The sequence below is a fragment of the Marinomonas spartinae genome, assembly GCF_016461715.1.
GTDB classification, from domain to species: domain Bacteria; phylum Pseudomonadota; class Gammaproteobacteria; order Pseudomonadales; family Marinomonadaceae; genus Marinomonas; species Marinomonas spartinae_A.
Genome location: NZ_JAEMUI010000009.1, coordinates 1 through 24802, shown reverse-complemented (window position 1 = coordinate 24802; position 24802 = coordinate 1). Strand labels below are relative to the sequence as shown.

Sequence of the window (24802 nt, the reverse complement as noted above, 5' to 3'; positions counted from 1 at the left end):
TGCTCTCTCTACATGAGATACAAAAAGGACGCTCGCATGCGTCCTTTTTGTATTATTTAGGGTGTCATGCATAAGTAAGCGAAAAGTTATTGTTATTCAATAGTGTAAAGCCGAGATAACCACTTATTGAGTGGGAAACCAAGCTGTTGGCTTACTTTCTGAGCGATGGCCTTTAGCTCTTTGCTGTTCATCTCATTCTTAATTTTGCCTGCTAACACGACCCAGTTACCACTACCTGTGTCTAATGCGCGAATATCCGAGAATGAGGCTTTTAATGTCGACACTAAATGGGGGTCATCTTTATGGCTTAACCAACAGTTAAGAGCCAACCAACCGTCTTCTTTGATCTGTCTGGCACAGTTTTCAATAAAGCTTTTTTCTAGAACACCGTGCTCCATGCCATCTGTGTTATAAAGGTCTGTCATTAGAATGTCGACCTTTCGATTAAAACCTTTTTTAATGTACTCTTGGGCATCAGCGTGTTCGATTTGAATACGTTTGCCTTGTGGTACCTTGAAGTACATTTTGGCCGATTCAATCACTTCTTCTCTTAATTCTACTGCGGTAATTTGTATGCTGGGTATTGCGTGGTAAAACGCACTTAACAAGGTTCCGCCCCCCAAACCTAATATGCCTACTCGTTTGGGCTGTTGACAAAACAATAAGGTTAGCGTCATGGCCTGCGTGTACTCATGTTGCAATATATGGGGCGTCGCTAATTTGATACGACTTTGCTCGTCCCCATCAGCAAAAGATAAAATACGAAACTTCCCATCGTCATAAACACGAATGGGACCGAACTCGTCCGCACTGTCATGAAGCAAATTAAGATAATTCATGGTTTTCCTTTAAATAAATCGAGCCAGATATCAACTGGCTCGATTAGCAAGAACAAGTTAGAGACATCCTTATGAGACGCTCTGCCTTACGAAGTCACCGCCGATTGTTTAATATGTTTCAGCAGTATCTGGACAGGATGGGGGAGTGCTGCATCATCCAAACGCTTTGCCTGACTACGGCAAGAATACCCTGTAGCAACAAGTTTACCAGCAAGGGTTGGGTCATGTATTTTTTCTTTCCAAGACAGTTCATAAATGACTTTAGAAGTGTCTACGTTATTGGCTTCATGGCCGTAGGTTCCAGCCATACCACAGCAACCTACATTTTCAACCTTTAGCGTCAAGCCAAGCAGTTTGTATACCTCTTGCCAATTCTTGATCGATCCTGCTGCATTGGTTTTTTCCGTGCAATGAGTCATCAAATGGTAAGTGCTGCCATCTCCACAAAGAGGCTGATTTTGTAAATGTTCGGCTTGCTCTGCCAACCATTCCTGCATGAGTTGAACCGTAGGGATTGGACGGCTATCGCCAAAGGTTTTGCTGTATTCTGATCGATAAGTAAGGGTCATTGAAGGATCAATACCAACAAAAGGCAAGCCGTAAAACGACAAGCTTTGCAACATGTCGAGATTTTTACGGGCGGCCTTCTCAAACGCTTTCATGAAACCATGAACATGCAGGGGTTTACCATTTGGTAGGTAAGGGGCAAGATAGGCTTGGAAACCAAGGCGGGTCAGCATTTCCATAGTATCCAGCACCAATTCCGTCTCAAAATAGCTGGTGAAGGCATCCTGGACAACGATAACGGCACGCTTTCTATCTTTAGGGCTGAGTGATTCGATGGCCATAGGCGTAGCCAAGCGTATGCCTCGACGCGACATTTCTTTTTTTAGGTTGAGCGTGCTCAACGCCGGACTATCAGTTAAGCCAAAGTATTTACTGCTCAGTTGATTGATCCAACGGTTCTTAACCAGCCAATTATATGGCTGCGGAAACAGGGAGAGCGTTGGCATCATAAACTCGAGAGAGCCAATGAGATAATCCTTTGCAGGACGTAGGTAGCGGCTGTAATAGAGCTCTAAGAATTTGGCGCGAAACTCTGGCACATCAACCTTAATAGGACATTGCCCAACGCAAGATTTACATGCCAAGCAGCCCATCATCGACTCATGCACTTCGTTAGAAAAGTCATATTGTCCACGACGCTTGGCCAGCGTATTTTTTAAGCGAGGAATAAACCGCCATATAAAGTGGCTGTTTTTTATGTCTTGACTCGCTTTTAGCGTATCCACGCCATGTTCACTCATACTGCGCAGCCATTCACGCATCAGTGAAGCTCGCCCCTTTGGCGAATGACGACGATCGCGTGTACCTTTCCAAGAAGGGCACATGGCATCATTGGGGTCAAAGTTGTAACAGGCGCCATTGCCATTACAGTACATACCTTCTTTAAACTGATCTCGATTGTGCAAGGGAATTTGTCGATCAAATTGACCGCGTAACGGCACGTTATCAATTTTAAGAAGATCAGCACCCAGTTCAAATGGCGTGGCTATTTTACCTGGGTTGAGCTGGTTTCTGGGATCAAAGGCTCCTTTGACTTGTTGAATGCTGGGGTAAAGTTCACCAAAGAAGGAGGGCGAATATTCAGAGCGAACCCCTTTACCATGTTCCCCCCAGAGCAAACCATGATACTTTTGTGTTAAAGCGACCACTTTATCGGTGATCTCGCGAATCATCGGTTCTTGGGATTCATCTTTTAAGTCCAACGCAGGGCGAACGTGTAAAACACCTGCATCAACATGACCAAACATGCCATATTGAACCTTGTAACTGTCTAAGACAGCACGAAATTCCATGATAAAGTCCGCGAGATTTTCCGGAGGCACGGCGGTGTCTTCAACAAATGGAATCGGACGTTTTTCTCCTTTGGCATTGCCTAACAGTCCAACGGATTTTTTACGCATTGCCCAAAGCTTATTGACATTTTCATGCCCCATAGCAACGGTGTAGCCTAGAGCGCTACTTCCAGATCCTTCTTTATTCGCGTCATCTAGCTTGTCTGTCAGCACCTTGATGCGCTTAGCGACTTCCTGCTCATCATTTCCCGTGTATTCAACAAGATTGATTCCTTGAATGTTTTCATCTTCATTTTCGGGAAAGAACTCAGAGACAGAACCCCAAATAATGTCGCCTTTCGCTAAGCCCAGCACTTTTGAGTCGACTGTTTCAATAGAGGCCGGTTTGGCCGCTAATAATTCCCGAGCGTGGCGAAGGGAGCCCTCGAAGCTATCGTAGCGGATGTTCACTAAGGCCGCATAGGTTGGGATCGGCAGCAAGTTAACTTTCGCTTCGACAATAAACCCTAACGTGCCTTCGGAACCACATAGAATTGAGTTTAAATTAAACTTTCCATCGTCCGTGCGGATGTGGGCCAAGTCGTAACCCGTTAAACAACGATTTAATTCAGGGAAAGTGTCACTGATCTCTTGCTGCTTCGTTTTTTGAATCGAATCAATTACCCGATGGGCATGGGCAACGTAATCGCTTCCAGACTTAATTTTCTCTAATGTATCATCATTGATGGCAGCCGACTCATGTAATGTACCATCTAAAAAAACCGTTTTGAGTGACAGTACATGATCTCGCGTTTTGCCATACATTACTGAGCCTTGTCCACTCGCGTCAGTATTGATCATACCACCGATCGTGGCCCGGTTACTGGTCGATAATTCAGGCGCAAAAAATAACCCATGAGGCTTAATAGCTTTGTTGAGCTGATCTTTTACCACTCCCGCTTCGACACGCGCCCAACCTTCTTCTACATTGATCTCAAGAATACGATTCATGTATTTAGACAAGTCAACAATCAAACCATCCGTGAGAGATTGACCATTCGTACCAGTGCCACCACCACGAGGACTGAGCACAATATCGTGAAAAGCGTCCTCATTACTCAGCTTAACTAGACATTGCAGATCTTCAGCGGATTTGGGGTAAATAACCCCTTGAGGCAAGATTTGGTAAATGGAATTGTCCGTTGACAAGACAATCCGGTTAGCATAATCAGGATTGGTATCCCCTGAAAATCCTGAAGCCTTCAGGCGCTCAATAAACGAGAGGTATTTAGCCTGAACGGGCGAGACTTCAGAAAGAGATGGAATCATGTATCTTTTACTCCGTTAATGATGACTGCCAAAATTTTAACAAAGAAATGCCATGCATAGGGACATTTGTTCTCTATTATCTTTGCCTTACTGTTGAACTTATTTTAAGGGCTGAGGTCAAATAACGAGAATGCAGTGGAATATTCCCTTATTTTGCTCCCTTCAATATGTGCTAGAATTCGCCTCGACTAACCATCGAGGCTTTTTTTTGTCCATTATTCAACCCTTTATCATTCCTAAGCGTTATGAAAATCTGCATAGGCAAGGCCAGTTCTTTGTCTATCGTGGTGATCTTGAACACCCTTATGCGCCGGGTAATAAGTGGCATAAACTGAAATATCATCTGTTAGAAGCTCAAGCACGCCAAGCGAAGTACATAGCTTCATTAGGGGGCCCATACTCAAATCATCTTCATGCATTCGCCCAGACGCTTAATACTCACCTAGAATTTAAAGCACTTGCCGTGATACGAGGAGAACTCCATCCACGGTTAACACCAACATTACGTGATGTGGTTTGGAATGGTGTTGAACTGTGGCCTGCGTTAAGGCGAGACTATAAGCGTGGCTTGCATGCGGATGTGGTAAAGCAAATTAATGCATTATACGGCGATGTTTATTGGATTCCAGAAGGTGGTGGCGGTGAGCTAGGTGCCAAAGGCTGTCTTGATTGGGCAAAACATATTGAGGCCTTAGATAATCAATATGATGCTTGGGTGGTATCTGCCGGAACGGGGACGACCGCAGCAGGGTTATTATCACATCCACAACCGGTTGATCTACACGTTATCAGTGCCTTAAAAGGAGCTGAGCATCAACGAGCTGATATCTTAGCGCTAGCCTTGTCATTAAAGACAATGAATAGCACACAGACTGAACTGGCCTTGGACAAACGCTTATTTTTTCACTCCGAGGCTCATGAAGGTGGGTTTGCCAAACACAGTGGGTCTCTGCTGGAATTTATTGACGAATGCAACGCGGTGAATCCAGACCTGCCGTTAGATCCAATATATACTTGCAAGACCCTTTTTTATGTTATGAAGCAATGGCATAAAGGAGACTGGCCCTATCGACGAACATTGCTAATTCATACCGGCGGGTTGCAAGGTTGGCGTGGTTATGCCTAAAACAAGATAGATCACCAGATAGCGGTCATAGCCTGCTTCATGTTAAAGTGGCGCGGCACGCAGGCAATAAAAAGAGCATAACAATCCCCTGCTAGATCAGACGAATGACACCAGTAGATGAGAAAGAGAATACTAAATGAGTCTTTTTAGACGTGTTGGCATAATTGCTCGATTAGATAAGTCACAAATCCTAGAGACAGTTAAAAGTTTGATGGAGTACCTTGCCGAGAAGGGCTCACAACCTGTACTTGAAACAGGATTAGCGGCCATGATGCCTGGCCTTAAGGTGGCTTCTTCTCCGTTAAAGGAGTTGGGGAATGAATGTGACTTGGTCATGGTCGTAGGAGGAGATGGAAGTTTTCTCGGTGCGGCTAGAGCCATTTGTAATTATGACATTCCTGTTATTGGTATTAACCGTGGCACGCTAGGGTTTTTAACGGATATTTCGCCTTATGCATTGAAAGAAGAGTTAGAGCCTATTTTTCGTGGTGAATACTACGAAGAAAAACGCTTTATGATCGAAGCGAAGATAAAGCGTCAAAATAGACCGAGTGGTGAAGGTATCGCATTAAACGATTTGGTGCTTCATCCAGGCAAATCGGCGCGGATGATCCGCTTTGATTTATTCATTGATGACCAGTTCGTCATGAACCAAAAGTCAGATGGTCTGATTGTTGCCACTCCAACAGGTTCTACTGCTTATGCTCTGTCAGCAGGTGGCCCTATTATGCTACCTAAATTAGATGCCCTAGTATTAGTGCCTATGCACCCACATACATTGAGTAATCGCCCGATTGTTATTGATGCGAATGCGCGCATTCGCATCGTGGTCTGTGAGACAAATCTCACCTACCCAAGTGTTAGCTGTGATGGCCAATTGAATATAACAACGGCACCTGGGGATGAAATTCATATCACTAAAAAAGCAGGTGGCATTCGCTTAATACACCCTAAAACCCATGATTTTTACGATGTATGTCGTGACAAGTTAGGTTGGCAGTCCAGTTATAAATCCTAGCGATTGTCTAACGTTGTATCTAACAATAGGATAAGAGGTGTCACTCAGACCATGTATCTAGTTTATCAATTTTCAGCGAATGAAGACCCATCTTTATTAAGCCAAACGTTGTGGCGATTAAAAATGTCTCATAGGATCATTGTGAATGATGGGCATCGTGAACTTTGGGTGAATCATCCATCCCATCAAGAACCTGCGGCACAGTTAGTGAAGATTTGGCTTGATGATCCCCAGATGCTCAATAAAGTCGAAATCGATCCTAGTCAACCCATTCCTCAGTCTTCATCCAGTATTGTTGAACAAATAAAAGCCGCACCAGCCACAGCCGGTGTGTTGTTAGCGGCGGTCATTGTTGCATTTGTGACTCAGCTAGGGTCGGATCTTTCAATGGTGCGTTATTTTACCATTTCGCCTTTTACCGTTCTTGGCGGTCAGATTCGTTTCTATTCATTATCAGATGTGCTGGCTCAAGGGGAATACTGGCGTTTACTGACTCCGGCATTGATTCATTTTAGTGTCATGCACATCGTTTTTAACGCTTTATGGGTTTGGGATGTGGGGCGTCGTTTAGAACGAATGATTGGTTCACTTGCTTGGATAGTAGGCGTTATTGTTATTGCGATATTCAGCAATATATTGCAGTTTGAAATTGATTCTAATCCTCTATTTGGTGGGTTATCAGGAGTCGTTTACGGGTTAATCGGCTTTGCTTGGCTGTTGCCGATACTACGCAAAGACTGGCCAGTTATTGTCAGTAAACCCTTGATGATCTTTTTTATGGTATGGCTGGGAATCGGTTATACGCAAATTCCTGAGTCTCTGGGATTAGGAAGCATTGCCAATACAGCCCATACGATTGGTTTATTTGCTGGATTAGCATTAAGCCTTGTTTACTGGGTGGCAACCAAACATCGGCCATTACGACAATTGTAAACCTAGTCGCCAGATTTAAAATGCCAAGCCTATCCGACAAGCCTATCCGACAAGCGGATTGGCTTGGCCCGTTATTTATAAAGGCCGTGTGTCATAGCGGCAATGAGAGTGTGTGATGAACTTTAAAGAAATGATCGATAACATGTCCCCAGAGGTCTATGCTCGCTTGAAGCAAGCTGTCGAATTGGGTAAGTGGCCAAATGGTGTGCGCTTAACAGAAGAGCAAAAAGAGCTTTGCTTGCAGGCCGTCATTACCTACGACTATAGCAATAAGCCAGAAGAAAGCCGAGTAGGGTACATTGATCGCAACGTACATACAGGTTGTGACAGCAAAACCAGCACTAATGAGCATGAAACCGTTAAATGGGTGAACAACGACCCTAAGGATAAGGTTTAATGTTATTGGGCAATTTGAAAAAAATGTCGGTGTCGGCTCCCTCTGGCCAAGTTCAGTATTCTTTGACTCTAGGGAATGAAAGTGTTGCTTTAAATGACCTATTAGGGCAAAAAATCTCATTGAATCTTTCCGGCGACATTCATTGTGTGCATTGCGGCCGACAAACCAAAAAGTCCTTCAACCAAGGCTTTTGCTTTCCTTGCTTTAAAAAATTGGCCGCTTGTGATGCCTGCATTATGAGTCCCGAGAAATGTCATTTCCATCTAGGCACTTGTCGAGAACCCGAGTGGGGTGAAAAATACTGTATGCAAGATCATTATGTATATCTTGCCAACTCATCAGGCTTAAAAGTAGGCATTACCCGTGGTGATCAATTACCCACCCGCTGGATTGACCAAGGGGCGACCCAAGCAAGAGCCTTGTTTCGTGTCAACAATCGTCGTATGTCGGGATTAGTGGAAACCTTATTCAAAAGCCAAGTGGCGGATAAAACCAATTGGCGTAATATGTTAAAGGGAAACGCCGCCGAGCTGGATTTAGAATATGAGCAAGAACGTTTAATCGGGTTGTTATACGAAGGGTTGGATGCATTACAGAATGAATTCGGTTTGCAATCAATTACCGATTTGTCTGATGAAAACGAAACGCATCAATTTACTTACCCCGTTTTAGACTACCCAACGAAGGTAACCAGTCTTAATGGCGATAAAACCCCTGACATAGAAGGGGTGTTAATGGGCATTAAAGGTCAATATTGGATGCTCGATACAGGCGTCATTAATATTCGCAAATACACTGGTTACCAAGCATCATTCTCATTTTAGGAGAGAGTACATGAAAGAGAGTCAACCCTCAGCAATATTATTGAAAGACTATAAGGTTCCTCCTTTTCTTATCGATAAAACCGAATTGACGTTTGATCTTGATGAGACTAGCACGGTAGTCACATCGCATTTGCATATGCGTCGTAACCCTGCCTGTGGCAAATCAACCCAACCACTGGTTTTAGATGGGGGGGAAGATGTCAAGTTAATTGGTGTTGCAATGGATGGCTATGCACTCCCTAGTGAAGAATACCGTTTGGTGGATGACAAACTGATTATTACAGCAACAGCTGATACGTTTGTTCTTACCTGCGAAACATTGATTGAGCCGCAAAACAACACGCGTTTGGAAGGCTTGTACCGCTCTTCCTCCATGTTTTGCACCCAATGCGAAGCCGAAGGCTTCCGTCATATCACTTATTATCTAGATCGCCCCGACGTTATGTCGGTTTTTACAACCACTATCATTGCCGATGAGTCACGTTACCCAGTGATGTTATCTAACGGTAATGAAATTCAGCGTAGCAAAACGGACGAAGGGAAAACGGTTGTCGTATGGCACGACCCTTTCCCCAAACCTGCCTACCTTTTTGCTTTGGTAGCGGGTGATCTTGCCGTTAAGAATGATGTGTTCACAACCATGAGTAAGCGTGATGTGAAACTGCAGATTTTCACTGAGTCTCATAATATAGACAAAGTGGATTATGCGATGGAAGCCCTTAAGCGCGCTATGCGTTGGGACGAAGAAACCTATGGCCGCGAGTACGATCTGGATATTTTCATGATTGTCGCCGTAGATGATTTCAATATGGGAGCAATGGAAAATAAAGGACTGAATATTTTCAATTCATCTTGTTTACTGGCAAGTCCAGAAACGACCACGGATGATACCTTCCTTCGTGTGGAAGCCATTGTCGCTCATGAATATTTCCATAACTGGTCTGGTAATCGTGTTACCTGCCGCGACTGGTTCCAATTGAGCCTAAAAGAAGGCTTCACCGTTTTCCGTGATCAAACTTTTTCTGCGGACATGCATTCTGAAACAGTAAAGCGTGTGGAAGATGTGTCTTTTCTGAAAACGGCACAGTTTGCAGAAGACGCAGGGCCAATGGCTCATCCCGTTCGGCCTGCTTCCTATATTGAAATCTCAAACTTCTATACCTTAACAGTGTATGAAAAGGGCGCTGAAATCGTTCGCATGATCCGCACCTTGTTAGGGGCAGAAGCATTCCGTAAAGGTTCTGATTTATACTTTGAGCGCCACGATGGTCAAGCAGTAACATGTGATGATTTCGTTGCCGCCATGCAAGATGCTTCTGGTGTGGATTTAACCTTGTTTAAACGTTGGTACTCGCAAGCTGGCACGCCCGTTGTAACCGTAACAGATGAATACGATGAGCAAGCCAACACCTACCGTTTGACCATTAAGCAGCAAACGCCGCCAACACCGGCCCAGCCAACAAAACTTCCTCTGCATATTCCAATTCGTGTTGGCTTACTAAGCCAACAGGGCGAAGCATTAACGGTTGGTTTTCAAGATGAGCTCTCAAATGATGTCGTGCTTCATCTGAAAGACAACGAGCAAACATTTGAATTTACTGATGTGCACTGTAAGCCTGTGCCATCGCTGTTACGTTCATTCTCAGCACCAGTAAAGTTGCGCTACGATTACACCACTGAACAGCTGCTTCTATTGTTATCCTGTGACAGTGATGGCTTTAACCGTTGGAGTGCGGCACAACAATTGGCGGTAAATGAGTTGAGCCAACTGATTAAGCAAGCTGAACATGGTGAAGCTTTCTCTATCGACTCGAATTTAGTGGCGGGCTTTAAAGCACTACTAGAAGACGAAACACTTGATCCTGCGATGGTGGCTTTGATTCTTGAATTGCCAAGCCAAGCCTATTTGTCTGAACTGGCCGAAGTCATTGACCCTCAGTCAATTAAAACGGCTCGTCATTTCTTGAAAGTGACCATTGCCAATGCTCTGTCCGCTCAACTTGCTGAAGTCTATAAGAAACATCTCGTCAATGGTGAATATCAAGCCAGCGCGCAAGACATTGCTCACCGCTCATTGAAAAATACAGCGCTGTCATACTGGGCTGAATCAACTGATCTGCAAGCACAAACGGCGGTAACTGAACAATTTAAGCAGGCAAATAACATGACAGATCAGTTTGCCGCCTTATCTATTGCGGTGAATACGGGTCATTCGAGTGCAGCAGAAATGTTATCGGCTTTCTACGAACAATGGAAAAACGAACCTCTCGTCGTCAATAAATGGTTGATGTTAAGCGCCTCACAAGAAAGCCATGATGCATTAGGTGTTGTGAAGACTTTAATGGAACATCCATCATTTGATTTGAAGAATCCTAATAAAGTTCGCTCTGTATTGGGTGGGTTTGGTCAAAATATCTCAGGATTCCATCATAAAGATGGCTCTGGTTACCGATTCCTAGCCGATCAAATTATTGTTTTGAATAAGCGGAATCCACAATTGGCTTCTCGGTTATGTACACCACTAACACGCTGGAAAAAACTCAAGCCAGAGTTAAGTGATCAGATGAAACAACAGTTAGAACGTATTCTTGCAGAAGATCTTTCTAAAGATGTTTATGAAGTGGTTTCAAAATCTTTGGCATAAGCTATTTTTATAAAATGCAATAGTTAAAAAAATACCCAAGACGTTTTGTCTTGGGTATTTTTTATTTCAGCATCTACAATCAAAGAAGCTATTGAAAAGAGTGAAAAATTTACGTTTTTTTTGCATTTCACTCTGGATTCTGGCATAACAGATTAACTAATTGATGAGCTTGGGTTTGTTTAGGGGCATATAATGATAAGTCGCACTACTTTGTTTATACCTATTGCATTAGGACTCATGACCACGGCTTGTAGCACGACGAGTAATACGTCATCGCAAGGTCAATCCAGCACAACTGGAGCCGTTGCATCCGCACAGCAAAATCCGACAAACACTAACCAGAAGGCCTCCCTTCAAGAAACATTGCAAGCAAAAAACCAGCGTATTGAAGCGCTGCAGCAGACATTAGCGAAGAACCAAAGCAAATTGACTGAATTGCAACATCAGCTGGATGAAAAAGACGCCTTAATAGATGCTCTTGGAAAATCATCATCAAATTCTGAGTCCTTGGTTGCTCTAGAAAAGGAAAAGCGATTACGCAGTGATTTAGAATCTCGATACGCTAAGCTTAGGGTTGATAATGACCAACTTAATAAAAAAATTGCCCAGCTGAAAACAGAAAATGCCTCTCTTAAAAAACAACTTACAAGCCGCCTTTCTGTAAACAAAGCGTCACAAAATCAAGACAACACAAATGCTACGTTGGATTTTGTAAAACTAAACAAAAGCTATCAAACGCTAAACTCTGCTTATTCCGCCTTGCAAAAAAAATACCGTTCACTAGAAAGCAAGCAAAAAAGCTTACAACAGCGCTATAACAAATTAACCCTTGATAATTTATCCGACCAGAAAGCATTAGACTCACTAAAAGCAGAGAATTTAAAGCTGGGAGGTCAAATATCCGATGCCAGAGCACAACAAGAGTCTTTATGGGATAAAATTCATGTGCAAGAAGGCATGATAAAGCACCTACAGACTAAATTAACTGATCAATATAGAAATCAATCAACGTCTTCTGACGACACGGCAACCAACCAAGAAAGCAGTCAGATTCGGGGCCAGATAGCGACTCTTGAAGCAAAGTTAAACGCACAGGCAAGTTTGATTGACGATTATAAAAAGAATGTACAGACACTTAAAAAGCAACTTGCACAACACACGGTTGATGCTCGTCACATAGAGGCTTTAGAGTCGCAATTAGCTCAACTCGAACGAATGAATGTTGATGCGAACAAGGCGCTAAAAGACAGCAATAAAGCGTTATTAGCAAGCCAGGCTCAAGCCGAATCGTTATCGGATCAATTGACTGGCATAGAACAAGATAAAGCCAATTTAGAGAAAGAGTTGGCCTCCTTAAAAGAACAATCAGCCAAAGATGCTGCAGAGCGAACTAAATTGGCGGCTCAAGTGAATGACTTGATTCCGTTTCAAGCGGAAGTAGCCTCTCTTAAAAATCAGCTAGCCGTTAGTCTAGAAAGTGTGACTTGGCAGCTTCCTAAAGAAGCCTCTTTACATAATAACTTCGAGATTGTTGTCACCGCCCGCGTCGCTAATCCTGTAGCAGGGCAAAGTTACGTTGCTCAGTTGGTAACGGATAGTGCCATCCAAATGATCAGCAGCCCTAAAGTTGAAGCATCGCTCCAAAATGGTCAATTGCAATGGCGTTGGCGATTAAACGGCCTAAACGAACGCCCCAATGCTAAATTGAACTTATTTGTGTCACAAGAAATGAACTACCACAATCAAGTTATCTTAAGACAAGTGTACGATGGTAGTGAAACAATGGCGCTGAAGAACGATAACTTACTGGATAAATATGGCTTCTGGGCTGGTGCAATATTACTTGGGTTAGCTGGTGGCTTTGGGGCAGGCTATATGAGTAGGAGAAAGAAAGAGGCATAATTTGCTATTTTTTCAAACGCGCTCTCTGGTTGATAAAGCGGCCTACCATACCACGAACTAGTGATAAGAAACAGATGACATAGGTGTCGCGGCCAGCCATTCTAAGCCCTTGCTTTCCAAGAAGAAGCAGGGCTTTTTTGTCTGTGGGTTTTCAATGGAATTAGTTCACTTTACTCTTCTTGCATTGTGTCTTTGATGAGTCAGATCATTCAATTCTACATTATTAATATTCAACACTTAGCGGCTAAGTTTTAGGTATAGTAAGCTCGCATATTCATTTTGAGGTAGTGACAGTGGTAAAGTCCAAATCGTATTCCATTATTGAAGCGCGTTTAGCGCAAAACGTACTGATTCTTGATGGCGCAATGGGAACCATGATTCAGTCGTACAAGCTTGAAGAGCAAGACTACCGTGGTGAACGTTTTGAAGACTGGGAGAGCGAGCTAAAAGGAAATAATGATTTACTGTCATTAACACAACCAAAAATCATCAAAGATATCTACTCAGCCTATTTAGCGGCGGGGGCTGACATCATTGAAACAAACACCTTCAATGCTAACTCCATTTCCATGTTGGATTACCATATGGAGGCGCTTAGTTATGAGCTGAACTATGAATCGGCTCGATTGGCGCGCGAGGCCGCTGATGAATTCACTCAGCAAAACCCTAAGAAGCCTCGCTTTGTCGCTGGTGCCGTAGGGCCGACCAGTCGAACTTGTACGATTTCGCCAGATGTTAACGACCCAGGATTCCGTAACATACACTTTGATGAGCTAGTCGAGGCTTATACGGTCGCTGTTGATGGCCTTATTAAAGGCGGTGTGGATCTCATTCTAATTGAGACGATTTTCGACACCTTAAATGCCAAAGCCGCCATTTATGCTGTATTAGATTATTTCGAAAAAACAGGCGTTCGTTACCCAATTATGATCTCAGGTACCATTACGGATGCGTCTGGCCGAACCTTATCTGGTCAAACCACTGAAGCTTTTTGGAACTCTATTGCGCATGCTAAACCACTTTCTGTGGGGTTAAATTGTGCGTTGGGGCCAAAAGATTTGCGCCAATATGTGGAAGAGTTATCGCGCATTGCTGATACACATGTATCGGCACATCCTAATGCTGGCCTGCCTAACGCGTTTGGCGAATACGATGAAACGCCGGAAGAAATGCTTGAAGAGATTCAAGGGTGGGTCGATTCCAGTTTTATTAATATCATTGGTGGCTGCTGTGGGACGACACCAAATCACATTGAAACCTTTGCTAAAGCCTTCGCCCAATCTGCGCCCCGTGAGATTCCCACTATCGAAAAAGCCTGTCGTTTATCTGGGCTTGAACCGTTCAATATTGATGGAAACACTTTATTTGTGAACGTTGGCGAGCGGACCAATGTTACGGGCTCAGCGATGTTTAAACGCTTGATTAAAGAGGGGGATTTCGATACCGCATTGGACGTCGCTCGTCAGCAGGTGGAAAACGGTGCACAGATTATCGATATCAACATGGATGAAGGTATGCTGGATTCCAAGGCTGCCATGGAACGTTTTCTTAAATTGATCGCTTCTGAGCCCGATATCTCGCGCGTGCCTATCATGCTGGACTCATCTAAATGGGACATTCTCGAAGCGGGCCTGAAATGGATTCAAGGCAAAGGGGTTGTTAACTCCATCAGTATGAAAGAAGGGGAAGACAATTTTCGTGAACAAGCGAAAAAGCTCATGAAATACGGTGCAGCGGTTATCGTCATGGCATTCGACGAAGTTGGCCAGGCCGACACTCGAGAGCGTAAAATCGAGATTTGTCGACGCTCTTACAAAATCCTAGTTGATGAAGTCGGCTTTCCGCCAGAAGACATTATTTTTGACCCCAATATTTTTGCCATAGCGACCGGTATTGAAGAGCACAACCGTTACGCGTTAGATTTTATTGAAGCAACGGGAGACATTACCCGTGAGCTGCCCTATGCCAAGGTGTCTGGTGGGGTGTCTAACGTGTCGTTTTCATTCCGAGGCAACAATCCTGTTCGCGAAGCCATCCATGCTGTGTTTTTATATCATGCGATTAAGCAGGGTATGACTATGGGAATCGTCAACGCTGGTCAATTAGCTTTGTATGAAGACATTCCAATTAAATTGCGTGATGCAGTAGAAGATGCCGTATTAAATCGTACGCCGGATGCGACCGATAACTTGCTAGCCATTGCTGGCGAGTTTGCAGGTACTGGCGAGGTCGCAGAAAAAGAAACACAAGAGTGGCGCAACTTACCCGTAACAGAACGTTTAAGCCATGCCTTGGTTAAAGGGATTACTGAATTCATTGATGATGACACCGAAGAAGCGCGTCAAGCGTATGCCCGTCCTTTGGAGGTCATTGAAGGACCTCTTATGGATGGAATGGGCATTGTGGGGGATTTATTCGGTTCAGGTAAAATGTTCTTACCTCAGGTGGTCAAATCGGCTCGAGTCATGAAAAAAGCCGTTGCTTACTTAATGCCTTTTATTGAAGAAGAGAAACGCCTGAACATGGACACCGCATCGTCCAGTAATGGCAAAATTGTCATGGCCACCGTAAAAGGCGATGTTCATGACATTGGTAAAAATATTGTTGGCGTTGTTTTGCAATGCAATAATTTTGAAGTCATTGACCTTGGGGTCATGGTTCCTGCCGAAAAAATATTGCGTACCGCCAAAGAGGAAGGAGCCGATATGATTGGCTTATCCGGCTTGATTACCCCTTCATTGGATGAAATGGTGCATGTGGCAAAAGAAATGGAGCGACAAGGCTTCAACCTGCCAGTAATGATCGGCGGAGCAACCACTTCCAAAGCCCATACTGCGGTTAAAATTGAGCAAAACTATAAACAAAATCAAGTGGTTCATGTTACCAATGCCTCGCGCAGCGTGGGGGTTGCCAGCGCTTTACTGAGCAAGGATAAAAACCGCCGACAAGCCTTTATCGATGAGATCAAAGTCGATTATGAAAAAACACGCCTGCGCTATAAAGACCGAGCCAAAGCAGGTCGTCGAGTCTCACTGGACAAAGCGCGTCTAAATAAAACCCCCGTCGATTTTTCCAGCGGCATAGTGACGCCCAATAAAATCGGCCTTACAGTGCTGACTGAAAATGATATCGATTTGGCTGAAGTGCGACATTACATCGATTGGACACCCTTTTTCCAAACGTGGGAATTGGCTGGCGCTTATCCACGCATTCTAACGGACGAAGTGGTTGGTGCAGAAGCGACGCGTGTTTATAACGATGCGCTTGCCATGTTGGATAACGTGATCGCGAATGCCAGTTTACAGGCGCGTGCCATAGTGGGTTTATTTCCAGCCAACCAGGTAGACGATGACGACATCGAGATTTATGCAGACGAGTCTCGCAGTGAAGTTATAGAACGTTTATCTTTCTTGCGTATACAAAATGAACTGACGGCACCGGGAAAATATAACCATAGCTTGGCCGACTTTGTTGCCCCTAAAGCGTCGAAGATTCCTGATTATATCGGTGCTTTTGCGTGCGCTGCGGGTTTTGGTATTGAGCCCATCGTCGCGAAATACGAGGCTGATCACGATGATTATAATTCTATTATGATCAAAGCTGTTGCGGACCGTTTAGCCGAGGCCACAGCAGAGTTCTTACATGAAAAAGTGCGTAAGGAGATCTGGGGCTATGCACCAGATGAAAGTTTGACTAATGCGCAATTAATTAAAGAAAAGTATCAAGGGATCCGCCCTGCGCCAGGGTATCCTGCTTGCCCTGATCATACAGAGAAAGCCAAACTGTGGTCACTATTGAATGTCAAAGATAATATTGATATGGAAATTACAGAAAGCTTTGCTATGTTGCCAACAGCAGCGGTCAGTGGCTGGTACTTCGCCCATCCAGCCTCAACGTATTTTGGTATTGGCAAAATAGGTCCTGACCAAGTGGATGATTACGCCAAGCGTAAGGGCATGAGTAAAGAAGATACGGAGCGCTGGTTAGCGCCAAATCTTGGCTATGATCCAGAGGATGATAGAGTGTAGTATGACGGGTTGTTAACTCTCATTATTTGCCTTATCAATATCTGTCCTATTGATAAGGCACTCTCTCTTAACTCTCTCATTGTTTATTTACATCAACTAGGAAGGCCATTGTGTCAAAAGCGATTCAAGACCCAGAAAAACATCAAAAACGCATGCAAAACATCAAAAAGCATGTAGACAAACGTATCGCCAAGGCCCAAGAAGATAAGGGAACCTTTGTACTCTTAACTGGTAATGGGAAAGGAAAATCCAGTTCAGCATTAGGAATGGTCGCTCGTGCGTTGGGTCATGGTATGAAAGTAGGGGTAGTGCAATTTCTAAAAGGTGAGTGGAACACAGGAGAAATTGATTTTTTTAAAAAGCAAGACGGCATTAGATGGGAAATTATGTCCTCTGGCTTTACATGGGAAACGCAAAATCGTGAGGCAGACATCGCTTCTTCAGAAGAGGCCTGGCAAAAAGCAGCGGATATGCTGGCGGATGCAAGCCTCGATTTAGTAGTGCTCGATGAACTGACATATCTACTTCATTATGAATATCTTTTTGAAGATCACGTTCTGGAAGCGCTAATGAATCGACCAGAGCGTCAGCACCTTGTGGTGACAGGAAGAGGAGCGAGTGACGCTTTAATCGCATTAGCGGATACCGTCAGTGAGATTAAGGAAGTGAAACATGCTTTTAAACGTGGCATAAAAGCTCAGAAAGGGTTGGAATTTTAGTTCTTTGCAGTCAAAAACGCCATTTTTTTGCAGATTTACAGGTGAATATTCTTTTCAAATGTTGTTAATATTCTGCTTTATTTATATTGAGGTGGGTTATGAAAATTGAGCGCCAAGAAATCACGCCACGCATGAGTCGTATTGTGAAGCACAATGGTACCATTTACCTTTGTGGACAGGTGGCGGCGGATGCACATGCAGATATTACTGAGCAAACTCAAACCATGTTAGATAAAGTGGAAGCCTTATTAGAACAAGCGGGCTCTAGTAAAGAACATCTTTTATCGGCCACTATTTATCTTCGCGACATGAAAGATTTTGCCGCAATGAACGATGTTTGGGATGCTTGGGTTGTACAAGGGCACACGCCAGCACGAGCCTGTGTTGAGGCTCGTTTAGCTCGTCCAGAGTTATTAGTTGAGATCTCAGTTATAGCAGCAGAGAAATATTAAGCGCGGCGTAAATTACGCCGGTAATGTTTTGGTAGACAAGCCCAAGATAAAACAGGCCTCATTTAGGTATTGATGCTTATGTGATTTTCTACCAATGCATTACCGAGCACCCGTAGTGACCTTGCCATATCCCGAGATAAATTCATTAATAAAATACCAAAGTCAAACGCGTGATCATCATGAAAGTCACTAAACAATTGGCTGGTAATCTCTAATACAATGCTGTTCTCTTTGGCAATGGCTTTACCTACTTTATCGTGCAAAGCAATCATTGAGACGAAACCGACGGCTTCACCAAAGTTGATGGTTCTGGTATGAGAGGTTTGGTTATTGTGGGTTTTGTAGAAATCTAAACGACCTTCCAAGACAATGTAAAAACGGTCACCTTTATCTCCATAGTCAAACAGCTGCTCACCAGCGTCCAGTTCTATAAGCACGCCATTGTTAAGTAAATACGTAATAGAGCGTTCCGATAGGGCACCAAAAACCGAGCCTTCTTTGAGCTTAGATGGCTCTAGATTATAGTTTGTGTCTTGCTTAAGGACGGTTTTCATTATGGTCTCCCGTCAATCAATGTCTCTTCTCTGTCGATAGTAATCCTTTGTTTGTTAGCTTTGTATCCCTGTTTCTATAAGTTTTAGCGTCTTCTATCATTTAATGACAGCCTGTTTCTGTGTTGAGTCGTAATAATTGGAGTAAGATTGTAAGCAATTGTTCCATTGATCTCGCGTATTTTTTGTTAGTTTTTAAGCGTTTTTGATTTTTTATCAGTAATTTTATCTAGTACCTTAAAGAGCAAGGTAGATCTGTGCGATAATGCTGACCATTAATGCAAGCCACCAACTTAGGTGCGCTCAATTTACTTTTAAAAGCGGAAAAATACCTTGTTAACAACTGCCAATATCACCATGCAATTTGGTGCCAAGCCTTTATTCGAAAATGTGTCTGTTAAGTTTGCTGAAGGCAAGCGCTACGGTCTAATCGGTGCAAATGGGTGCGGTAAATCCACCTTTATGAAAATCCTTGGCGGCGACTTAGAGCCAAGTTCTGGTAACGTGTCTAAAGACCCAAATGAGCGCCTTGGTAAATTAAAACAGGATCAATTCGCTTACGAAGAATATTCTGTTATCGATACTGTGATTATGGGGCACACAGAGCTGTGGGCCGTTAAGTCTGAAAAAGATGCGATTTACGCCAATCCCGAAATGACCGAAGAGGATGGGCTTCGTGCGGGGGATTTGGAAGCGGAATTCGCTGAAATGGACGGCTACACTGCCGATGCGCGTGCCGGAGAATTGTTATTGGGGGTGGGGATCCCTAGTGAACAACATTATGGCTTGATGAGTGAAGTCGCACCAGGCTTGAAGCTGCGTGTATTGCTCGCGCAGGCGCTGTTCTCTGATCCCGATATTCTGTTGCTTGATGAGCCTACCAACAACTTGGACATCAACACCATTCGCTGGCTGGAAGGCGTCTTGGTTGAGCGCAACTGCACCATGATAATCATTTCCCATGACCGTCACTTCCTTAACTCGGTTTGTACCAATATGGCGGATTTGGATTACGGCGAATTGCGTTTGTTTTCAGGAAACTATGATGAATACATGACCGCCGCAACACAAGCTCGCGAGCGTCTATTATCCGATAATGCGAAGAAAAAGGCACAAATCAACGAGCTGAAATCGTTCGTGAGTCGTTTCTCTGCTAACGCTTCGAAATCGAAACAAGCCACCTCACGCGCGAAACAGATAGACAAAATCCAACTTGAAGAAGTCAAACCATCAAGTCGTCAAAGTCCTTTTATTCGTTTTGAACAAGAGAAAAAATTACATCGTATGGCCGTTCAGGTGGAGAATGTGGCCAAGTCTTACGATGAGCAGCTATTCAGCGGCCTGAATATGATGGTGGAAGTCGGTGAGCGTATCGCCGTTATCGGCCCGAACGGAATTGGTAAAACGACGTTACTTAAATGTTTGGTCGGTGATACAGAGCTGACCAAAGGGGAAGTGAAATGGTCTGAGAATGCTAATATAGGCTATTACGCTCAGGATCATGCCCATGAATTCACCAAAGACGTCGATTTGATTGAATGGATGGGGCAGTGGGCTAAAGAGGGTGATGACGAGCAAGTGATTCGTGGCACGCTGGGTCGCCTGTTGTTCTCACAAAATGACATCAAAAAGTCGGTAAAAGTACTTTCTGGTGGAGAGCAAGGTCGAATGCTGTTTGGCAAACTGATGTTACAAAAACCAAATGTGCTAGTAATGGATGAGCCGACCAACCATATGGATATGGAGTCGATTGAGTCTTTAAACCTAGCGCTGGAAAACTACCCAGGGACATTGATTTTTGTCAGTCACGACCGCGAATTTGTCTCCTCTTTGGCGACTCGCATTGTTGAAGTGACCAGTGATGGTATTGTCGATTTCCACGGTACTTACGACGAATATTTAGCCAAACAGGACGCTTAATGTCTTGTATTGAATGAACACGTTAGTGATTCACAATAAAAAGGGAGCCTGTATTGAGAGGCTCCCTTTTTATCTCTGCTAAAATGACATTAGCGTTTGTCTTGATAAGTAAAGGCTTCTTGATACTCTAAAACCTCCATTTTGTCGCCCACGTGAATCTCCCCTGTATTGAGGGCAATGAGATTGATGCCAAAATTGATGGCTTTTTCCTCAGGCTGCAAGCGAAACTTGCCTAATGTTTTCATTGGTTCGCCTTTTTTACTGCGTAGTGCCGTTTCTGGGTGTACAGTGGTAAAAATACAGCGAGCGCAGGGTTTTACATTCTCAAATTCGACGTCACCTATCCGCAGGCGTTTCCATGTCTCTTCCTCAAAGGGCTGAGAGCCCGTCACAACAAGATTGGGACGAAATTGTGCCATCTGTATGTTTTCTTGGCATGTACGATTCAACTCCTCTAGAGAGGTTTGTGAGGTTAGGTGAAATGGGTAACCATCGGCAAAGCCCACAGGACTTTCGGGCCTTCTTTTGGTGAACCGTTCAGATTGCTCACCAAAATAAACCAAGCGAACATCACTGTTTAATACTTGGCTAAACCAAGCATTGGCCAGCTCCGAGCAATGTTGTGCTTTTAGTGATTTTTCCCAAATCACAACATCTTGATAGGTAGAGCTAAGGGTCGCAGGGTCTAATACCAGCTTAATAGCAGTATCAGGATGAGACAGTTCCCATGTTTTATTAGTAAGCCGCTCAGCTTTGATCAAGACCAACTGGGGAAACTCTCGGCCAGTGATAAATTCGCCATTTGAATTGATGAGCATATAGCGACGATCCCCAGTTAACCCAAACCACTCTACTTGGCTTTGTGCTAATTCCACGCCGTGGATGGATTTAATGGGGTAGATAGAAATCGAAGACAGAGAATAGGGCACAATAGGTTCTTCCTTTTACAACGGGTAATTTCTTATTATGCCGATAAGGTAACGTCACACAAGCCCTTTAAGGGCGTTTGTTCACTTGTCTATCGTGAGGTGAAAACGAAAAAACGCCCGACGAATCGGGCGTTTTTTCGTTGTATCAAACTGTGTATCTGATTATAAAGCCTGCAGTGCTTTAATTCGATCGTTGATAGGTGGGTGGCTTGAGAACAACTCACCCAATGTTGGCATTTTGCCGCGATTAATTCCGAAAGCAACCATACCATCAGGCATGTGACTCTCTTCGTGCTCACTTTGCAAACGTGCCAGAGCAGCAATCATAGCGCCTTTACCGCCTAGACGAGCACCCGCCTCATCGGCTCTGAATTCACGGTAACGAGAGAACCACATAACAATCATTGAGGCGAGAATGCCGAATAAAATTTCGAAAACAAATGTAGCGATGTAGTACCCCCAACCAACGGAGCCTTCGTCGTCATTTTTGCGCAAAAACTGATCCACAGCATAAGCGGCGATACGAGCAAAGAACATGACGAAGGTGTTAACCACACCTTGAACCAGAGTCAGGGTTACCATGTCGCCGTTCGCAACATGACCGATCTCGTGGCCTAACACTGCTTTGATTTCATCTGGTGGAAAACGTTCAAGCATACCGCTTGAAACAGCAACCAAAGCATCGTTTTTGTTCCAGCCAGTAGCGAATGCGTTTGCATCGTGGGACGGAAAAATAGCCACTTCTGGCATTTTGATGCCCGCTTCTTTTGATAATTGAGCAACCGTATCCAACAACCAAGCTTCTTTATGGTTGCTTGGTTGTGCAATCACCACCGCGCCAGTGCCACGCTTGGCCATGAACTTGGACATCAGTAGCGAAATGATACTCCCCGTAAAACCAAAAACACCACAGAAAATGAGTAACGAAGTGAAGTTCAACCCGTTACTGGTCATATAGTTATTAACGCCCAGCAAGCTGAGAATCACACCAGCCACCAACATGACGGCCAAGTTCGTGAGTAAGAACAGAATGATACGCATAACCATGCTCCTTAAAAGATTGTTAAGGAGCATGATAGGGCCGTTTGGTGGAAATTCAAGCAGAGAGTTAACGCTTTCTTAATCGATCTAAAAAGGCGGCAAATCGCTCCATGGCAGGGGTGAGTTGTTCTATATGTGGCAGGAAGACAAAACGTACATGATCCGGTGTTGGCCAGTTGAATCCAGTCCCTTGTACGATCAGCACCTTCTCTTCCTGTAAAAAACGCAAAATGAAATCCATATCGTCTTTTATTTGATACATTTTAGGGTCGAGTCTCGGGAATAAATAGAGCGCCCCTTGTGGTTTATGGCAGTGTACGCCAGGAATAGCATCTAAAGCCTCCCAAGCGACACGACGCTGCTCGTATAAGCGACCACCTGGCTCGATTAACTCATTAATGCTTTGGTAACCTCCAAGAGCAGTCTGCACCGCGTGCTGTGCAGGCACGTTGGCGCATAAGCGCATTGAGCTCAAAATATCCAACCCTTCGATGTAATCTTTAATCCCCGACCTGTCGCCAGTGACGATCATCCAGCCCGAGCGAAAACCGGCTGTTCGATACACTTTTGATAGGCCACCAAAAGTTATGCAAGGTGCTCTCCCTTCAGTTAAGGTACTGGTTGGAATATGGGTAGCACCGTCATACAAGATCTTATCGTAGATTTCATCAGAGAAAATGAGCAGATCATGCTCAGCCGCAATGTCGATGATACCTTCCAGAATACCTTTCTCATAAACAGCACCTGTTGGATTATTTGGATTAATAATCACAATGGCTTTGGTTTTATTGGATATTTTGGAGCGAATATCTTGTAAATCCGGTTGCCAACCTGCACCTTCGTCACAATGGTAGTGTCTGACGTACCCGCCAGATAACGTTGCTGCCGCCGTCCACAATGGATAGTCTGGTGCCGGGATCAAAATTTCGTCGCCATCGTTCAGCAAGGCTTGCATCGCCATCACAATCAGTTCACTAACACCGTTGCCCATCCAAATATAATTAACATCTGAGGATTTGACCCCGAGTGCCTGGTATTTTTGCATGACCGCTTTGCGTGCAGAGTATAATCCCTTGGACTCACAATAACCTTGAGCGGTTGGAAGATTTCGAATGACATCGACGAGAATTTCATCTGGTGCTTCGAAGCCAAATGGGGCAGGGTTGCCTATGTTAAGCTTCAAAATACGCTGTCCTTCTTCTTCCATGCGCATGGCCTCTTTTAAAACAGGACCACGAATTTCATAGCAGATATTTGATAATTTGTTTGACTTTCGAATGTGCACGTTAATTCCTCGTTAAGCTGGCAACCTTAAAGTCCGTAGTAAATTCTGTCGTCAAATAGTAACACGACCTTTTAGCATGAGGCATTCAAGATGAGAGCTAAAGGTTCCATAAAGTTAACCTGAGGGGATAATAAAGAGGGGGAGGCCAGACAGCGCTCCCCAACTTTTTAAATACTTGGGTGGTGTTACTGTTGAAGGAGCTTGATGATACTTTGATCTTCTAGTAGTCGAGTAACAGTTTTACTCGCTAGCCCATTCATATCTTTTTGCACAGCAGATTGATAGGGCAGAGTGCCGTATTCTTCGGTTTTTTGTGATGCGAATGTCGCTTTATACGTTTCATCTCCTGCTGTTACCGTCACATTCAATGCAAAGTTTAACGTCGCAATCGTTTTTAAATTGTCCACTTTAGTGGTGTAACTCATTTTTGTAATCACAACGTCGACTTTCGCCGGTGGCAAAACACCTTGGTCTAAAGTAAAGCCTAACTTGCGAAGACCATTCACAATACTTTGGTTAACACTTTGTTTTACATCGTTAGTAGTAAATATATCCGCATGTTCATTTAAGCCAGTTTTGATTGATCCTATTTGGTTGCCTATATTTGTCGTTGTACTGACTTGAATCACTCGATTATTAGTGAGTTTTTCGCTTTGGATAGCTGCAGTGGGATCTATTTGTATGTAGTGCGTAGTTGAACAGCCAGCGAGTAAAGCGGCTGACAATGTAAAAGTCAAAATAAGACGTTTATTAAGCATAGTTGCTCCATTTTTATACAAAATTGTTGTAAAACAAGTGTTTAATCTACTAACTTAGCAGATTATTAAAAAAAATGTTGATTTTCCAAATAGTAACAGTAATATACGCACCCGCTCACACAGCAAGACGTGAATCAATGTCCCGTTCGTCTAGAGGCCTAGGACACCGCCCTTTCACGGCGGTAACAGGGGTTCGAACCCCCTACGGGACGCCATCTAATTATATTGATGGTAGTTTACTTCTCTTTGGTGCTGTATGAAAAGTATTT

18 protein-coding genes and 1 tRNA gene are annotated in these 24802 nt (G+C 43.9%); 12 read left to right on the top strand and 7 right to left on the bottom strand.

The genetic code is table 11. The annotated features are described in order from the left end of the window. Positions 1–92: 92 nt before the first annotated feature. Together JHD45_RS10050 and JHD45_RS10045 are read right to left on the bottom strand one after the other, a co-directional pair. Positions 93–839: a spermidine synthase gene (locus JHD45_RS10050; protein ID WP_199476384.1), complete on the bottom strand. Its 747-nt coding sequence runs from the start codon at positions 837–839 to the stop codon at positions 93–95. A gap of 86 nt (positions 840–925) precedes the next feature. Further along, positions 926–4006: an FAD-binding and (Fe-S)-binding domain-containing protein gene (locus JHD45_RS10045; RefSeq protein WP_199476383.1), complete on the bottom strand. Its 3081-nt coding sequence runs from the start codon at positions 4004–4006 to the stop codon at positions 926–928. Positions 4007–4136: 130 nt separating this feature from the next. On the opposite strand from JHD45_RS10045, the gene JHD45_RS10040 reads away from it, so the two are divergent. The 10 genes from JHD45_RS10040 to JHD45_RS09995 all read left to right on the top strand — a co-directional run bounded on the left by JHD45_RS10040 (position 4137) and on the right by JHD45_RS09995 (position 18049). Beyond that, the gene (locus JHD45_RS10040; protein ID WP_233407748.1) at positions 4137–5132 is read left to right on the top strand and encodes a 1-aminocyclopropane-1-carboxylate deaminase/D-cysteine desulfhydrase; all 996 of its coding nucleotides are present in this window, start codon (positions 4137–4139) and stop codon (positions 5130–5132) included. 136 nt (positions 5133–5268) lie between these two features. Next, positions 5269–6150 carry an NAD(+) kinase gene (locus JHD45_RS10035; RefSeq protein ID WP_199476382.1) on the top strand — a complete coding sequence of 294 codons (882 nt, stop codon included), beginning with the start codon at positions 5269–5271 and terminating at the stop codon, positions 6148–6150. Between the two features lie 51 nt (positions 6151–6201). After that, the gene (locus JHD45_RS10030; protein ID WP_199476381.1) at positions 6202–7083 is read left to right on the top strand and encodes a rhomboid family intramembrane serine protease; all 882 of its coding nucleotides are present in this window, start codon (positions 6202–6204) and stop codon (positions 7081–7083) included. 115 nt (positions 7084–7198) lie between these two features. Next, entirely contained in the window at positions 7199–7480 is a 282-nt protein-coding gene (locus tag JHD45_RS10025; protein WP_199476380.1) for a YeaC family protein, read from the top strand. Further along, positions 7480–8304 carry a DUF2797 domain-containing protein gene (locus JHD45_RS10020; RefSeq protein WP_199476379.1) on the top strand — a complete coding sequence of 275 codons (825 nt, stop codon included), beginning with the start codon at positions 7480–7482 and terminating at the stop codon, positions 8302–8304. Before JHD45_RS10025 ends, JHD45_RS10020 begins: the two co-directional genes overlap by 1 nt. 10 nt (positions 8305–8314) lie before the next feature. Beyond that, positions 8315–10948, top strand: a complete 2634-nt coding sequence (gene pepN, locus JHD45_RS10015) for an aminopeptidase N (RefSeq protein WP_199476378.1) — start codon at positions 8315–8317, stop codon at positions 10946–10948. A gap of 192 nt (positions 10949–11140) precedes the next feature. Continuing rightward, the gene (locus JHD45_RS10010; protein ID WP_199476377.1) at positions 11141–12850 is read left to right on the top strand and encodes a hypothetical protein; all 1710 of its coding nucleotides are present in this window, start codon (positions 11141–11143) and stop codon (positions 12848–12850) included. Positions 12851–13143: 293 nt separating this feature from the next. Then, positions 13144–16878, top strand: coding sequence for a methionine synthase (gene metH / locus JHD45_RS10005; RefSeq protein ID WP_199476376.1), 3735 nt, complete (start codon positions 13144–13146; stop codon positions 16876–16878). 110 nt (positions 16879–16988) lie between these two features. Further along, complete coding sequence (cobO, locus tag JHD45_RS10000) at positions 16989–17597, top strand: cob(I)yrinic acid a,c-diamide adenosyltransferase (protein WP_199476375.1); 609 nt, start codon at positions 16989–16991, stop codon at positions 17595–17597. Between the two features lie 98 nt (positions 17598–17695). After that, on the top strand, positions 17696–18049 hold the full coding sequence (locus tag JHD45_RS09995) for a RidA family protein (protein ID WP_199476374.1): 354 nt from the start codon (positions 17696–17698) through the stop codon (positions 18047–18049). Positions 18050–18111: 62 nt separating this feature from the next. Here the strand turns inward: JHD45_RS09995 and JHD45_RS09990 are convergent, their stop codons facing one another. Further along, positions 18112–18603 (bottom strand): Crp/Fnr family transcriptional regulator, encoded by a 492-nt coding sequence (locus JHD45_RS09990; protein WP_199476373.1) that lies wholly within the window; start codon positions 18601–18603, stop codon positions 18112–18114. A 330-nt stretch (positions 18604–18933) separates the two neighbouring features. Here JHD45_RS09990 and JHD45_RS09985 point away from each other — a divergent pair, with 330 nt between their 5' ends. Continuing rightward, on the top strand, positions 18934–20520 hold the full coding sequence (locus tag JHD45_RS09985; protein ID WP_067017976.1) for an ABC-F family ATPase: 1587 nt from the start codon (positions 18934–18936) through the stop codon (positions 20518–20520). Between the two features lie 89 nt (positions 20521–20609). On the opposite strand, the gene JHD45_RS09980 is transcribed toward JHD45_RS09985, so the two are convergent. The 4 genes from JHD45_RS09980 to JHD45_RS09965 all read right to left on the bottom strand — a co-directional run bounded on the left by JHD45_RS09980 (position 20610) and on the right by JHD45_RS09965 (position 24533). Continuing rightward, complete coding sequence (locus tag JHD45_RS09980) at positions 20610–21449, bottom strand: MOSC domain-containing protein (protein WP_199476372.1); 840 nt, start codon at positions 21447–21449, stop codon at positions 20610–20612. Positions 21450–21611: 162 nt separating this feature from the next. Continuing rightward, positions 21612–22490: a protease HtpX gene (htpX, locus tag JHD45_RS09975; protein ID WP_199476371.1), complete on the bottom strand. Its 879-nt coding sequence runs from the start codon at positions 22488–22490 to the stop codon at positions 21612–21614. A 67-nt stretch (positions 22491–22557) separates the two neighbouring features. Next, positions 22558–23775 carry a pyridoxal phosphate-dependent aminotransferase gene (locus JHD45_RS09970; protein ID WP_325097283.1) on the bottom strand — a complete coding sequence of 406 codons (1218 nt, stop codon included), beginning with the start codon at positions 23773–23775 and terminating at the stop codon, positions 22558–22560. 185 nt (positions 23776–23960) lie between these two features. After that, complete coding sequence (locus JHD45_RS09965) at positions 23961–24533, bottom strand: YajG family lipoprotein (RefSeq protein WP_199476370.1); 573 nt, start codon at positions 24531–24533, stop codon at positions 23961–23963. A 139-nt stretch (positions 24534–24672) separates the two neighbouring features. Here JHD45_RS09965 and JHD45_RS09960 point away from each other — a divergent pair. After that, a tRNA-Glu gene (locus JHD45_RS09960) sits at positions 24673–24748 on the top strand. The last annotated feature ends 54 nt before the right edge of the window (positions 24749–24802 follow it).

Coding starts and splice junctions, on each gene's coding strand:
- htpX (WP_199476371.1), bottom strand. CDS start 22,490: ATGCGTATCATTCTGTTCTTACTCACGAACTTGGCCGTCATGTTGGTG.
- JHD45_RS09995 (WP_199476374.1), top strand. CDS start 17,696: ATGAAAATTGAGCGCCAAGAAATCACGCCACGCATGAGTCGTATTGTG.
- JHD45_RS10010 (WP_199476377.1), top strand. CDS start 11,141: ATGATAAGTCGCACTACTTTGTTTATACCTATTGCATTAGGACTCATG.
- pepN (WP_199476378.1), top strand. CDS start 8,315: ATGAAAGAGAGTCAACCCTCAGCAATATTATTGAAAGACTATAAGGTT.
- JHD45_RS10035 (WP_199476382.1), top strand. CDS start 5,269: ATGAGTCTTTTTAGACGTGTTGGCATAATTGCTCGATTAGATAAGTCA.
- JHD45_RS10020 (WP_199476379.1), top strand. CDS start 7,480: ATGTTATTGGGCAATTTGAAAAAAATGTCGGTGTCGGCTCCCTCTGGC.
- JHD45_RS10050 (WP_199476384.1), bottom strand. CDS start 839: ATGAATTATCTTAATTTGCTTCATGACAGTGCGGACGAGTTCGGTCCC.
- JHD45_RS10045 (WP_199476383.1), bottom strand. CDS start 4,006: ATGATTCCATCTCTTTCTGAAGTCTCGCCCGTTCAGGCTAAATACCTC.
- JHD45_RS10025 (WP_199476380.1), top strand. CDS start 7,199: ATGAACTTTAAAGAAATGATCGATAACATGTCCCCAGAGGTCTATGCT.
- JHD45_RS10030 (WP_199476381.1), top strand. CDS start 6,202: ATGTATCTAGTTTATCAATTTTCAGCGAATGAAGACCCATCTTTATTA.
- JHD45_RS10040 (WP_233407748.1), top strand. CDS start 4,137: ATGCAGTGGAATATTCCCTTATTTTGCTCCCTTCAATATGTGCTAGAA.
- JHD45_RS09965 (WP_199476370.1), bottom strand. CDS start 24,533: ATGCTTAATAAACGTCTTATTTTGACTTTTACATTGTCAGCCGCTTTA.
- JHD45_RS09990 (WP_199476373.1), bottom strand. CDS start 18,603: ATGAAAACCGTCCTTAAGCAAGACACAAACTATAATCTAGAGCCATCT.